10 protein-coding genes are annotated in these 13,805 nt (G+C 64.9%); 9 read left to right on the forward strand and 1 reads right to left on the reverse strand.

The features are described from left to right. Positions 1-29: 29 nt before the first annotated feature. Positions 30-1,550 carry a mannose-1-phosphate guanylyltransferase/mannose-6-phosphate isomerase gene (locus tag U5768_RS11010; protein WP_322030410.1) on the reverse strand — a complete coding sequence of 507 codons (1,521 nt, stop codon included), beginning with the start codon at positions 1,548-1,550 and terminating at the stop codon, positions 30-32. A 499-nt stretch (positions 1,551-2,049) separates the two neighbouring features. On the opposite strand from U5768_RS11010, the gene U5768_RS11015 reads away from it, so the two are divergent. The 9 genes from U5768_RS11015 to U5768_RS11055 all read left to right on the forward strand — a co-directional run bounded on the left by U5768_RS11015 (position 2,050) and on the right by U5768_RS11055 (position 13,780). Next, positions 2,050-3,429 carry an undecaprenyl-phosphate glucose phosphotransferase gene (locus tag U5768_RS11015; RefSeq protein WP_322030411.1) on the forward strand — a complete coding sequence of 460 codons (1,380 nt, stop codon included), beginning with the start codon at positions 2,050-2,052 and terminating at the stop codon, positions 3,427-3,429. A gap of 77 nt (positions 3,430-3,506) precedes the next feature. After that, a complete protein-coding gene (locus U5768_RS11020; protein WP_322030412.1) occupies positions 3,507-4,922 on the forward strand; it encodes a UDP-glucose/GDP-mannose dehydrogenase family protein in 1,416 nt (471 codons plus the stop codon). Between the two features lie 50 nt (positions 4,923-4,972). Further along, positions 4,973-5,422, forward strand: a complete 450-nt coding sequence (locus U5768_RS11025) for a low molecular weight phosphotyrosine protein phosphatase (RefSeq protein WP_322030413.1) — start codon at positions 4,973-4,975, stop codon at positions 5,420-5,422. Next, positions 5,419-6,594, forward strand: coding sequence for a polysaccharide biosynthesis/export family protein (locus U5768_RS11030; RefSeq protein ID WP_322030414.1), 1,176 nt, complete (start codon positions 5,419-5,421; stop codon positions 6,592-6,594). The genes U5768_RS11025 and U5768_RS11030 overlap by 4 nt, the downstream gene beginning before the upstream one ends. A 63-nt stretch (positions 6,595-6,657) precedes the next feature. Next, positions 6,658-8,904, forward strand: a complete 2,247-nt coding sequence (locus U5768_RS11035; protein WP_322030484.1) for a polysaccharide biosynthesis tyrosine autokinase — start codon at positions 6,658-6,660, stop codon at positions 8,902-8,904. A gap of 38 nt (positions 8,905-8,942) precedes the next feature. Continuing rightward, positions 8,943-9,869, forward strand: coding sequence for a glycosyltransferase family 2 protein (locus U5768_RS11040; protein WP_322030415.1), 927 nt, complete (start codon positions 8,943-8,945; stop codon positions 9,867-9,869). A gap of 34 nt (positions 9,870-9,903) precedes the next feature. After that, entirely contained in the window at positions 9,904-11,049 is a 1,146-nt protein-coding gene (locus U5768_RS11045) for a glycosyltransferase (protein ID WP_322030416.1), read from the forward strand. 2 nt (positions 11,050-11,051) lie between these two features. Next, a complete protein-coding gene (locus U5768_RS11050; protein ID WP_322030417.1) occupies positions 11,052-12,563 on the forward strand; it encodes a glucose-6-phosphate isomerase in 1,512 nt (503 codons plus the stop codon). Next, the gene (locus U5768_RS11055; protein ID WP_322030418.1) at positions 12,560-13,780 is read left to right on the forward strand and encodes a glycosyltransferase family 4 protein; all 1,221 of its coding nucleotides are present in this window, start codon (positions 12,560-12,562) and stop codon (positions 13,778-13,780) included. Before U5768_RS11050 ends, U5768_RS11055 begins: the two co-directional genes overlap by 4 nt. Positions 13,781-13,805 lie beyond the last annotated feature (25 nt).

The following is a 13,805-nucleotide window of genomic DNA, read 5'->3' on the forward strand; positions in this document are numbered from 1 at the left end:
GCCTTGTCTCCTCGTCTCTACTGCTTTGTTCACTGTCTGCCGTACTGATCGTCCAGACGCACGATATCGTCCTCGCCGAGATACGAGCCCGATTGCACCTCGATGATTTCGAGCGGCATCTTGCCCGGGTTTTCCAGCCGATGCGACACGCCAAGCGGGATATACGCTGATTCGTTCTCCGAAACGATGAAGCGTTCCTCGCCGCGCGTGACGAGCGCCGTGCCGCGTACGACGACCCAATGCTCGGCGCGATGGTGATGCATCTGCAGCGAGAGGCGCGCGCCCGGTTCGACCACGATGCGTTTGACCTGGAAGCGCTCGCCGCTGTCCACGCTGTCGTAGTGCCCCCACGGGCGATGCACGAGGCGGTGCGCCACGGCTTCAGTGCGGCGTTCCTCCTTCAGGCGTTGCACGATCTTCTTCACGTCCTGGGCGCGCGAGCGGTCGGCGACGAGCACGGCGTCGGGCGTTTCGACCACCACGAGGTCCTTCGTGCCGAGGCAGGCGACGAGCCGGCCGTCCGAATGCGCAAAAGTGTCGCTTGCGCCTTCGAACATCACGCGGCCGTGCGCGACGTTGCCTTCATCGTCCTTCGGCGAAACTTGCCAGACGGTGTCCCACGAGCCGAGGTCGGTCCAGCCCGCCGTGAGCGGCACGACCACGCCGCTTGCGACCGAGGGGTCGCCCGCGAGCGGTTCCATCACGGCATAGTCGATGGAGTTCGAGGGCGAGCTTGCGAACGCTTCGCTGTCTACGCGGAAGAAGTCGCCGTCCGCCTTGCCGTGCTCGAACGACTTCGCGCAGGCGGCATGGATGGCCGGATGGAAATGGCGGATCGCCTTGAGCCAGGTCGACGCGCGCACGATGAAAATGCCGCTGTTCCACCAGTAGCGCTGCGAAGCGACGTATTGCTGCGCCAGTTCGAAATAGGGCTTCTCGACGAAACCGTTCAGACGCCGCGCGCCGTGGGGTTCGGCGTTCGCGAGCGGTTCGCCCACGTGAATGTAGCCGTAGCCCACTTCGGGACGCGTGGGCACGATGCCCATGGTCACGATCTGGCCGTTCGCCGCGTGACGCACGCCTTCGGCGACGGCGTTCTGGAACGCTTCGAGGTCGGCGAGCGCGTGGTCGGCGGGCATCACCACGAGAACACCGTCTTCGTGCGAGGCCGCCACCGACATCGCGGCGAGGGTGAGCGCGGGCGCCGTATCGCGGCCCACGGGCTCGAGTATCAGACGTGCGCGCTTGCCTGCCGCGCGAACCTGGTCGGCGGTGGTGAAGCGATGCTCTTCATTACAGACGATCAGCAATTCCTCTGCGAGCGTCACGCGCTCGGCGAGCGCGTCGAGGCGCCCCGCGGTGTTGGCAAGCAGCGACTGTTCGCCCACGAGGTTGATCATCTGTTTCGGATATTGCTCGCGCGACAGTGGCCACAACCGCGAGCCCGCGCCGCCCGCAAGCACCACAGGGCACACCTGCAATGCACTGCGCGTTTCGGCACGCGTCTGGGACGCTTTTGCCGATGCCGTAACGGAACCCGTATCCGTCATCTCGCTCTCCTGTAAAAGGTATCGGTGATGCGATTTGTAGCATGCTTAAAATCGTCATAAATAGATTCGTAAAGAAGAAAACGGAAAATATTCGAATTAAATTTAAATCGCATCAGCGCGGCATAGAAAAGTCGATAAAAAATTCGATGAAAATTCCATGCGGGATCGCCAAAAATCTCCGTCGAAACCCTAAATTCCGCATACAGGCAGGAAAAAACTGCCGGAATTCGCGGCCGCATGCGCTTTATTCCATGCGGATGCCGGCAATCTTTGCCGACAAAATTCGCCAAAAAGCGGCCCGAAACGGGCGAAACAATTGGAGATACTTTTGAGGCTTGCAGCCGGAATTTTTATCGCGCTTTATTAGGGTTTATTCGGATCCGAATTCGCGCCGCGTTGCGTTTTTTTGCGGCGACGCAGTCCCAGAAACTTTTGAAGAGAACGGCCATGAGTTGCAGCGCGTGGCCGCGATTCTTTTTTTAAACCCGAGGTGCCGGACATGCTCAGCGTTCTAGCCAGAATTTTCGACGTTGCCGCCATCGCTGCTGGAGCGTTGCTCGCGGCCGCCTTGCATCGGGGCCAGCTCGTGCCGCTTACGGACGCCCAGAGCGTGGCGCTCGCGTTCAACTGCGTGCTCGCCATCTGGATGTTCCCGGCGTTCGGCATCTACAAGTCGTGGCGCGGCAAGTCGCTGTACGCGCTCTTTGCGCGCCTGTGCGCCGCGTGGCTCGCCGTGGAGGGCACGGGCATCCTGCTGAGCTTCAGTCTGCACCGCGCCGATTCGCTCTCGCGCCTGTGGCTCGCATACTGGGTCGTCGCCTCGGTGGCGATGCTGATTCTTTCGAAGGCGCTCGTGCACATGGTGCTGCGCGGCATTCGCCGCGAGGGCTACAACCAGAAAGCCGTGGCCGTCGTGGGCGGCCCGCGCTACGGGCGCTTCCTGATCGAGCACATGCGCTTTCATCCGGAAGCGGGCTTTCACCCGGCCATCGTGTTCGACGAGGACAGCGACGCGGACGGCGCCGCCGCAATCGACGGCGTGCCCGTGGAGCGCAATCTCCAGGCCATGCTCGCGTTCGTGCGCGAGAACGACGTGCGCGAACTGTGGCTCGCGTTGCCGATCACCAAGGAGCGCACGATTCACCGCATCGTCACGGCCTTGCGCAACGACTTCGTGAACATCCGCTTCATTCCGGACGTGCGCAGCCTTTCGTTCTTCAGCCAGCCCGTGGTCGATCTGCTCGGCGTGCCGGCCATCAATCTCGCGGCTTCGCCGGTTACGGACCTGAGCGTGCTACCCAAGCGCGTGTTCGACATCGTGTTCGCGGGCGGCGTGCTGGTTGCGCTCTCGCCGTTGCTTGCCGCGATCGCGCTCGCCGTGAAGCTCACGTCGAAGGGTCCCGTGTTCTTCAAGCAGCGCCGCAAAGGGCTGGACGGCAACGAGTTCGAGATCTACAAGTTCCGCTCGATGAAGGTTCACGCGGAAGTCGCGGGGCAGATCACGCAGGCGCGCCGCAACGATCCGCGCGTGACGCGCGTGGGCGCGTTCCTGCGCCGTACGAGCCTCGACGAGCTGCCGCAATTCATCAACGTGCTCAAGGGCGAGATGTCGGTGGTGGGGCCGCGCCCGCACGCGCTTGCGCACGACGACATCTACAAGGACCTCGTGCGCGGCTACATGGCGCGCTATCGCATCAAGCCGGGCATTACGGGCTGGGCGCAGGTCAACGGCTTTCGCGGCGAAACCGATCGCGTGGAGAAGATGCGCGACCGCGTGCGCTTCGATCTGCACTACATGCAGCACTGGAGCTTCGCGCTCGACCTGCGCATCGTGGCGATGACCATGTGGAAGGGGTTCGCCGGCCAGAACGCCTATTGAGGCGAAGCAAGTGCGCGTACTGATTGTGCGCGCAACGTTTCGCATGACACGAAGAACCAATCACTTTTGAGGTGGGCATGAATCTGACGATCATTGGCAGCGGTTATGTGGGTCTCGTGACGGGCGCTTGTCTTGCCGACATCGGCAACGACGTGTTCTGTCTCGACGTGGACCAGCGCAAGATCGACCTGCTCAATCAAGGCGTGGTGCCGATTCACGAGCCGGGCCTGAAGGAAATCATCGAGCGCAACGTGCGCGCGCGCCGGCTCAAATTCTCGACCGACGTGGAAGCGGCAGTCGCGCACGGCGACGTGCAGTTCATCGCCGTGGGCACACCGCCCGACGAAGACGGCTCCGCCGACCTGCAATACGTGCTGGCGGCCGCGCGCAATATCGGCCGCCACATGACCGGGTTCAAGGTGGTGGTGGACAAATCCACGGTGCCCGTGGGCACGGCGGCGCTCGTGCACGACGCGATCGCCTCCGAATGCGCCAAGCGCAGCGAGAGCCACATGTTCTCGGTGGTCTCGAACCCCGAGTTCCTCAAGGAAGGCGCGGCCGTCGATGACTTCGCGCGGCCCGACCGCATCGTGCTCGGCTGCAACGACGACGTGCCCGGCGAGCGCGCGAAAGAGGTCATGAAACGGCTCTATGCGCCGTTCAACCGCAATCACGAGCGCACGCTCTACATGGACGTGCATTCGGCGGAATTCACCAAGTACGCGGCCAACGCCATGCTCGCCACGCGCATTTCGTTCATGAACGAACTCGCGAATCTGGCCGACCGCGTGGGCGCCGACATCGAAGCCGTGCGCCGCGGCGTGGGCTCGGACCCGCGCATCGGCTACGACTTTCTCTATGCGGGCTGCGGCTATGGCGGCTCGTGCTTTCCGAAAGATGTGAAGGCGCTCATGCGCACTGCCGAAGATTTCGGCGAACCGCTGCAGATCCTGCGCGCCGTGGAGTCCGTCAATGAAGCGCAGAAGCAGGTGCTCGCGCAGAAGATCGTTACGCGCTTCGGCTCCGACCTCACGGGCCGCACGTTCGGCGTCTGGGGGCTCGCGTTCAAGCCGAATACGGACGACATGCGCGAGGCGCCGAGCCGCACGCTCATCGCCGAACTGCTCGCGCGCGGCGCCACGGTCAAGGCTTACGACCCGGTTGCGACCGCCGAGGCCAGGCGTGTTCTCGCGATCGATCTCGCGCACGCGCCGGAACACCAGACGCGGCTGTCGTTCGTGAACGACGCGATGGAAGCCGCAAGCGAAGCGGATGCCGTTGTGGTCGCAACGGAATGGAAGGTGTTCAAGGCGCCCGATTTCGAAACCTTGAAGTCACAACTGAAGATGCCGATCGTGTTCGACGGCCGCAATCTCTACGATCCGTCCGCGCTTCAGGAACTTGGCATCGAGTACCACGCAGTGGGCCGCGCGAGCGCGACGCAGGCAAGCCGCGCGCGCGCCGAAAGCGCCGCAACGCAGGCGCTGGCCTGAGCGTTTCGGGGCCACGCATTGCGCATGTCAAGGAAGGGAGTCACGCGACCATGATCAAGAACGTGCTCATCGTTTGCCACGCCAACGTCTGCCGCTCGCCGGCGGCGGAGCAGCTTTTTCGCGAGCGTCTGTGCGAACAGAAAGGCTCGCGCGAGGAATCGTTTCAATCGGCGGGCCTGCGTGCGCGCGACGGCGACGACATGGACCCCGTGATGCAGTGGCTGCTTGCCGAGCGCGGCATGAAGGTGGGCGGCCATCACTCGCGTCGCCTCACGAGCCGCCTCGTGCGCTCGGCCGACCTCGTGCTCGTGACCGAGCGCCGCCAGGTCGCCGCCGTCGAGCGCATCGAACCCACCGCGCGCGGCAAGGTATACGCGCTCGGTAACTGGGAAAACTCTGATGTCAGCGATCCGCACGGGCTCCACGAGTCCAGGTATCGCCAGAGTCTTGAATTGATGGATCGCATGGTAAAGGGATGGTTGAGCCGAATATGCCAATGACAAAACTGAAACTGACGGCGGTGGTCGCGTTGAGCGTCTTCGTTTCCGCGTGCGCGACAGCGCCCGGCAACTATCTCGACACGTCCAGCCTGAAAGAACAGCCGAACAACCAGCCGCAGCAGCAATTCAACGTGCAGCTCATCACGCAGCAAGTCGTGCTGCAGCAGGCGCAGGCGGCCGCGGCCGCGCCCAAAGCGCCGCTGCCGCCCGCGAAGTTCGCGAGCGCTGCCGACTACGTCTATCACATCGCGCCGCAGGACATTCTCGGCGTGACCGTGTTCGATCACCCCGAACTTTCGACGCCGCAGGGCTCGACGTTCTCCACGGGCGGCAACACCACGCAGACGGTGGGGCAGGCGCTCACGCAGCCCTACACGAACGCGCTGCCCGGTCAGGCCGATCCGTACGGACAGACGGTAGCGAGAGACGGCACGATCTTCTTCCCGTTCGTGGGCCGCATCATGGCCGCGGGCAAGACGCCTGGCCAGATCCGCGACCAGCTTGCGGCAGGCCTCGGCCCGTACGTGAAGAACCCGCAGGTGGACGTGCGCGTGCTCGCGTACCGCAGCCAGAAAGTGCAGATCACGGGCGACGTGAAGACGCCGGGCCCGCTTTCCATGAGCGACGTGCCGCTCACGCTCGTGGACGCCATCACGCGTTCGGGCGGCACGACCGACGGCGCCGACATCAACCGCGTGCGCCTCACGCGCAACGGCAAGCTCTACATCCTCGACGCGAACCGCATGCTCGACGGCGGCGATTCGACCCAGGACGTGCTGCTGCAGAACGGCGACGTCATCAATATTCCCGATCGTTCGGATAGCAGAATATTCGTGATGGGCGAGGTGAAGACGCCCACGCAGACGAGCCTCATTCGCGGCAACCTCACGATCGCCGATGCGCTCACCCAGGCGGGCGGCATTCTCGACACCGACGCGAACCCGCGCCAGATCTTCGTGATGCGCGGCATGAAGGACAACCCGACGCAGCCCGAAATTTACCGCCTCGACATGACCCAACCCGACGCGATCATGCTTTCGTCGCAGTTCCAGCTCAAGCCGCTGGATGTGGTGTACGTGGGCACGGCCGCTTCGACGACCTTCAACCGTGTGTTGCAGCAGGTGCTGCCGACCATCCAGACCGTCTTCTATCTGAAGCAGATCGCGAAGTAATTGCGCGATCAACAAGCTTCGAAAAAAGACGCAGGAGCAACACCTAATAAACAACGGGATTGAATCGTGACCATACAAGCCAATAGCCACGCGGCCCCGGCGGTCCGCACCGAGGAAGAGGACGTCGTCCTCGGCCAGTTGCTGCGCGTCATCATCGACGACATCGGCTGGCTCATCGCGATCGCGGCGGCGGTGATCGCCATGGCCGTGTTCTACTGCTTCATCGCCAAGCCGGTCTATACCGCTGACACCCAGGTGCGCGTGGAGCCTTCCGACTACACGTCGCAGGCCCTCACGCAAACGCAAACGGGCGCGAACATCAGTTCCGGCTCGTCGACGGGCAGTTTGCCCACCGACGCCGAGATCCAGATGATCAAGAGCCGCAGCGTGGTCGAGCCCGTGGTGCAGCAGTTCAAGCTGAACACCACCGTCACGCCGGTCATGCTGCCCTTGATCGGCAGCCTTTCCGCGCGGCTCGCCACGCCGGGCACGCCCGCGCGGCCGTGGTTCGGCTTGAGCAACTGGCTCAGCAGCTATGCGTGGGGCGGCGAAGTCATCGACATCGATTCGGTCGAAGTCACGCCCGAACTCGAGGGCAGGAAACTCACGCTCACGGCGCTGGACGACGACCGCTACGTGGTCTCGACGCCGGACGGCGCGCGTCTGCTCGAAGGCACGGTCGGCCAGATGGAACAGGGCGGCGGCGTGAAGCTGCTCGTGAGCAAGCTCGTTGCGCGTCCCGGCACGCGCTTCCAGGTCGTGCGCCTGAACGATCTCGACGCGATCAGCGGCTTCCAGAATGCGATCCAGGTGCAGGAGCAGGGCAAGCAGACGGGCGTGATCGACATCTCGCTCGAAGACAACGATCCGGGCCACGCGGCGGCGATTGCAAACGCGGTGGCGCAGTCGTATCTGCGCGAGCACGTGGCGACCAAGCAGGCCGACGCGAGCAAGATGCTCGACTTCCTGCGCAGCGAACAGCCGCGCCTGAAGTCGGACCTCGAAAACGCGGAAGCCGCGCTCACGGCTTACCAGAGCAAGTCGGGCTCGATCAACGCGAGCGACGAAGCGAAGATTTATCTCGACGGCAGCGTGCAATACGAGCAGCAGATTTCGGCGTTGCAACTGCAGATCGCCTCGCTCCAGCAACGTTTTGGCGACCAGCACCCGGTGCTGATCGCGGCGCGCCAGCAACTCGCGCAACTGCAAGGCGAGCGAGCGAAGTACGACACGAAATTCCGCGACCTGCCGGCCACGGAAGTGAAGGCCGTACAGTTGCAGCGTGACGCCAAGGTGGCCGAGGACATCTACGTGCTGCTGCTCAACCGCATTCAGGAGCTTTCGGTTCAGCGCGTGGGCACGGGCGGCAACGTACATATCGTCGATCCGGCGCTGCGTCCGGGCAAGCCGTCGAAGCCGAAGAAGCTGTTGATCGTCTCGGCGGCGTCGCTGCTCGGCATCATTCTCGGCACGGGCTTCGTGCTCATGCGCCGCAACCTGTTCAAGGGCATTGTCGATCCGGACCAGATCGAGCGCTCGTTCCAGTTGCCCGTGTACGGTCTCGTGCCGCTTTCGCCGGAGCAACTGGCGCTCGAAAAGCGCGGCCCGGTGCGCGGCGGCTCGCGCCTGCAGGAAGTGCTCGCGAATGCGCGTCCCAAGGATCTCACGGTCGAAAGCCTGCGCAGCCTGCGCACGTCGCTGCAGTTCAGCGTGATGGACGCGCGTAATCGCGTAGTCATGCTAACGGGTTCGGTGCCGGGCGTCGGCAAGAGTTTCCTCACCGCCAATCTCGCCGTGCTGCTCGCGCACTCGGGTAAGCGCGTGCTGTTGATCGACGGCGACATGCGCCGCGGCGCGCTCGAACGCTATCTGGGCGGCCCGCAGGAAAACGGCTTCTCCGAACTGCTTTCGGGGCAGATTGCGCTGGACGAGGCGATTCGCGCGACCGAAGTGGACAACCTGCACTTCATCTCGTGCGGCCGTCGTCCGCCCAACCCCTCCGAGTTGCTGATGTCGCCGCGTCTGGGACAGTACCTCGAAGGACTGTCGAACCGCTACGACGTGCTGCTGATCGACACGCCGCCGGTGCTTGCCGTTACCGACGCCGCGATCATCGGCGGCCATGCGGGCTCGACGTTCCTCGTGCTGCGCTCGGGCATGCACACCGACGGCGAAATCGCCGAGGCGCTCAAGCGCCTGCGCAACGCGGGCGTGCGCGTGCAGGGCGGCGTGTTCAACGGCGTGCCGGCGCGCACGCGCGGCAGCTACGGCTATGGCTACGCGAACGTGCGCGAGTACCTGAGCGCATGACGCCTGCGCACTCATCCAGCAAAGAAGGAGAACTCGCGATGAAAGTGACCGTGCTCGTGCCGACATATCGGCGTCCTGAAGATTTGTCGCGCTGCCTTTCGGCGCTTCTGCGCCAGCAGCGCGCGCCCGATGAAATCGTGGTGGTCGCACGCGCCGATGACGAAGCAACGCATGCATGCCTCGCCGAACACGTGACGCCGCATGTGCTCAACGTGCGAGTCGCCATCGTCGAGGAGCCGGGTCAGGTGGCGGCGCTCAATCGCGGCATCGAGGCCGCTGCCGGCGACGTGATCGCCATCACCGACGACGACGCCGCGCCGCGCGCCGACTGGGTTTCGCGCATTGCGGCGGCCTTCGAATCCGACCCGAAGCTTGGCGCGCTGGGCGGCCGCGACTGGGTGCATGAGGGCGGCCGCATGATCGACGGCGAGCGGACGCTCGTGGGCAAGTTGCAGCGTTCGGGCCGCATTGTCGGCAACCATCATCTGGGCGCGGGCGGCGCGCGCGAAGTCGACCTGCTCAAGGGCGCGAACATGAGCTATCGCCGCGCGGCAATCGGCGATTTGCGCTTCGACCGGCGCCTGCGGGGCACCGGCGCGCAAACGCATAACGACATGGCGTTCAGCATGAGCGTGAAACGCGCGGGCTGGAAGCTCGTGTACGACCCGCTCGTGGCCGTGGACCATTACCCCGCGCCGCGCCCGGGCGAAGACCCGCGCAACGCGCAGACGCTCGCCTCGATCCGCAACGCCGCCTACAACCTGCATCTGATCCTGCTCGGCCATCTCACGCCGCTGCGCCGCGAAACCGCCTGGTGGTGGTACGCGCTCGTCGGCACGCGCGTGTATCCGGGCCTCGTGCATACGGGCCTGAGCGCCGTGCGCGGCGATTCCGCGCTCGCGGCGTTCGCACGCTGGCGCGCGGTGCGCGGCGGCGCACGAGAGGCACGCCGCGCGCTCGTTTGAGCGGCGTGCCCCACGACTACACGGAGGACCCCGAATGAGCGGTACGCAAGTCCACGTCCACCTTTTCTACGGCGCCGATCCGCGCCGCTATCGCAAAGGCGAGAACATCGGCAGCCTCTACGGCTACCATCACGCGGAATCTGCGGAATTCGCCCTCGATTACGCGCAGGATGCGAGCGAGCGCACGCCCATGCGCTTCATTCGCCGCGGCCTGAAAGCCGCACTCGGTTTCGACTTTATTCATGCATGGCGCAATCGACGGGCTATTCTGGAGTCCGACGTAATCTGGACGCACACCGAGCAGGAGCATCTGGCCGTGGCGCTGGTGCTGCTGATGCACGCGAAGAAGGGCGGCGCGCGCCCGCTGCTGCTCGCGCAAAGCGTGTGGCTGCTCGACCGCTGGCCGGGATACGGGGCGCTGCGCCGAGCGATCTACAAGCGTCTGCTCAAGCGTGCCGATCTGCTCACGACGCTCGCGAGCGAAAACGCCGCGTTGTGCGGCGAGTATTTCGGGCGCGAAGCGCGTCACGTGCTCTACGGTCTCAATACCGACGACTTTCCGCTGCGTCTGCCTTCGGAATGGAAGCCGCATGCGCCGGTGCGCGTGGCCGCGATCGGCAACGACCGCGACCGCGACTGGACCACGCTCGTAAGCGCGCTCGGCAACGATTCGCGCTACCAGGTGCGCATTGCCACGCGGCGGCGCATGCCGGCGTCGGCGCGCGCGGACAACGTCGAAATCGTGCGCGTTTCGGGCATCAAGCAACAGCACGCGCTTTATGACTGGGCGGACATCGTCGTCGTGCCGCTGCGTCCCAACACGCACGCTTCGGGTATCACCGTCATGCTGGAAGCCGCGGCGCTCGGCAAGCCGATGATCGCGACGAAGGTGGGCGCGCTCGAAGACTACTTCGACGACAAGGCGGCGTCGTATATCGAACCGTTCAATGCCCAGCAGTTGCGCGCCGCGGCCGATGCGCTCGCGGCCGATCCGGCGCGCGCGCTCGAACAGGCGCGCGAAGCGTGCGAGCAGTTGCGCACGCGCGATCTCACGACGCAGCACTTCGCACGCCAGCACGCGCAGCTCACGCGCGACATGCTGCGCGAGCGCGACGCGCGCCATGGCGAAGCGGTCGCGAGCGAACCCCGGGGCCGGGGCGTCGCCGCGCGCGGGATGTGATCATGGACGTCACGACCGCTTTCCCGGCACCGGCCCCCAAACCGGGTGCGCAATCGGGCCCGCAACCGGGCCCGCAGCGTACACGCGGCGGCCTGCGTGGCCTGCTTGGCCGCGATACGCTGCCGCCGCTCGCGTTGTGGCTGTTCACGGCGCTGCTGATCGGCGCGCATCAGGGCACGGTGCTCACGCTGGCGTTTCCCGTGCTATCGATCGCGGTGGGCTTCTGGCTCTACTTCGTGAATCCGGTGCGCTATATCGGCTTCATGTGGTGGCTGTGGTTCCTGAGCCCGGAAGTCCGCCGTCTCGCGGATTACGGCAAGGGCGGCTTCACGCCCACCAGTCTCATCCAGGTCGCGCCGCTCGCCGTCACGATGATCAGCGGCATTTCGCTGCTGCGCTATTACCCGATTCTCGGGCAGCGGCGCGGCCTGCCGCTGCTGCTCGCGCTGCTCGGCATCGGCTATGCGTTCGCGGTGGGCGTCGTGGCGAGCGGCCCCGCTGCGGCTGTGTACGACCTCGCCAACTGGATCTATCCGTTCCTGATCGGCTTTCACATCATGGTGCTCACGCGCCAGTATCCCGAGTGCAGCAAGACGATCATCAACACCTTCATCTACGGCATGCTCGTGATGGGCGCCTATGGTCTCGTGCAGTTTTTCATCATGCCGCCGTGGGACGCCATGTGGATGATCGGCTCGGACATGAATTCGCAGGGCGACCCCGTGCCGCTCGGTGTGCGCGTATTCAGCACGATGAACTCGTCGGGCCCGTTCGCGTTCGCGATGATGGGCGCGATGGTGTTCGTGATGGCCGCGCAGCATCGCGTGCGCTGGATCGCAGCGGCGTTCGGCTTCTTCTCGTTCGCGCTCTCGCTCGTGCGCTCCACGTGGGGCGGCTGGGCAATCGCCATGGTCATCCAGTTGATGAAATCGAGCAACAAGGTGCGCATTCGCATCGTCGTCAGCGCGGTCGTGCTGGCGGGCGTGTGCGTGCCGCTGCTCACGTTCGGCCCCGTGGCGGACCGTATGCAGCAGCGCCTGAATACGCTCGTGAACCTAAAAGACGACCAGAGCTACGAGGCGCGTAACCAGTTCTACGCCGACTTCGCGAAAAAGGCCTTCACGGACGTGACAGGCGAGGGCCTGGGCGCTACCGGTGCATCGACCAAGCTGTCGAGCAATAACGGTCAGCTCGGCCAGTACGGCAGCTTCGACAGCGGCGTGATGAACATTCCGTTCGTGCTGGGCTGGCCTGGCACGCTGCTCTATATGTCCGGCGTGCTGTGGCTGCTCGTGCGCGCGGTGCGCGTGTCGTTCCGCCTGCAAGAGGACCGCTACGTTTGCGCCTGCCTGAGCCTCGCGATATCGATTTTCGCCATGCTCGTCTTCACCAACTCGCTCGTGGGCACCGGCGGCCTGCTGCTCTTTTCGAGTGTGTTTTCCATTCTCAGCGCGGGGCATTGGACGAAGCTGCAACGCCAGTCCCGTGTCCGTACCACGGAGGTCTCCGATTGAGAGTCGCAATCGTCACGCATGTCGTGCGCCACAATGACGGCCAGGGCCGCGTCAATCATGAAATCGCGCGCGCCGCGCTCGACGAAGGGTTCGAGGTGACGCTGGTCGCCTCGCACGTCGCGCCCGAACTGCTTGCCCACCCGAAGGTGAGATGGGTGCGCGTGCAACCTTCGCGCGCGTGGCCTACCAATCTGCTGCGTCAGCAGGTGTTTGCGTTCAAGAGCGCGATGTGGCTGCGCCGCAACCGGCACGAATACGACGTGCTTCATGTGAACGGCTTCATCACCTGGGCGCACGCCGACGTCAACACCGCGCACTTCGTGCATGGCGGCTGGGCGCGCAGCAAGTACTACCCGTTCGGCCTCACGGGCGGCGTGTGGTCGGCGTATCAGTTTGTCTACACGCGCGCGAACGCCGTGCTGGAGCGGTGGGCGTACCGGCGATCGCGCGTGATCGCCGCGGTGTCGCGCAAGGTCGCCGACGAAATCCGCGCCTCGGGCGGCAACCCCGTGGAGCGCCTGGACGTGATCTACAACGGTGTGGACACGCGCGGCTTCTCGGCCGCGAGTGCGGACCGCGCGAAGTTCTCGCTGCCGGCCGATGCGTTTTTGCTGCTTTTCGTGGGCGATTTGCGCACGCCGCGCAAGAACCTCGGTACGGTGCTGCACGCGCTCAAGCAGATGCCGGAGAACGTGCATCTCGCCGTGGCCGGCTATCTGCCGGGCAGTCCGTATCCGGATCTCGCGCGAGAACTCGGCATCGAGAAGCGCGTGCATTTTCTCGGCCTCGTGCGCGAGATGCCCACGCTCATGCGCTCCGTCGATACCTACGTATTTCCTTCGCGCTACGAAGCAATGAGCCTGTCGCTGCTCGAAGCGATGGCGGCGGGCTTGCCCGTGGTGACGGCGCGCACGGCGGGCGGCGCGGAGATCATCACGCCCGAGTGCGGCATCGTGCTCGAAGACCCCGACGACGTGCCCGCGCTCGCCAACGCCGTAAAAACGCTCGCCGCCGAAGCGCCGCGCCGCCTTGCGATGGGCGAGGCCGCGGCGGAGCTTGCCACGCAGTTCGGCTGGGCGCGCATGGCCGCGCAGTACATCGCCCTCTACCGGCAACTGGCCGGCGACGCGAGCGAGGCCGTGCGCCGCGAAGAACCCGCGTTCGCCGCTGCGACGCTGCCGGGCGGCCAACCGCTCCGGCGCGCAGAAACCCCCTGATAACCGCACACGTGCAGAATAAGGA

The organism is Paraburkholderia sp. J76 (genome assembly GCF_905220295.1).
In the GTDB taxonomy this organism is placed as follows: Bacteria; Pseudomonadota; Gammaproteobacteria; order Burkholderiales; family Burkholderiaceae; genus Paraburkholderia.

Excerpts from the sequence above, each read along its gene's own strand:
- U5768_RS11025 (WP_322030413.1), top strand. The coding sequence starts at position 4,973 with ATGATCAAGAACGTGCTCATCGTTTGCCACGCCAACGTCTGCCGCTCG.
- U5768_RS11030 (WP_322030414.1), top strand. The coding sequence starts at position 5,419 with ATGACAAAACTGAAACTGACGGCGGTGGTCGCGTTGAGCGTCTTCGTT.
- U5768_RS11010 (WP_322030410.1), bottom strand. The coding sequence starts at position 1,550 with ATGACGGATACGGGTTCCGTTACGGCATCGGCAAAAGCGTCCCAGACG.
- U5768_RS11040 (WP_322030415.1), top strand. The coding sequence starts at position 8,943 with ATGAAAGTGACCGTGCTCGTGCCGACATATCGGCGTCCTGAAGATTTG.
- U5768_RS11020 (WP_322030412.1), top strand. The coding sequence starts at position 3,507 with ATGAATCTGACGATCATTGGCAGCGGTTATGTGGGTCTCGTGACGGGC.
- U5768_RS11015 (WP_322030411.1), top strand. The coding sequence starts at position 2,050 with ATGCTCAGCGTTCTAGCCAGAATTTTCGACGTTGCCGCCATCGCTGCT.
- U5768_RS11050 (WP_322030417.1), top strand. The coding sequence starts at position 11,052 with ATGGACGTCACGACCGCTTTCCCGGCACCGGCCCCCAAACCGGGTGCG.
- U5768_RS11045 (WP_322030416.1), top strand. The coding sequence starts at position 9,904 with ATGAGCGGTACGCAAGTCCACGTCCACCTTTTCTACGGCGCCGATCCG.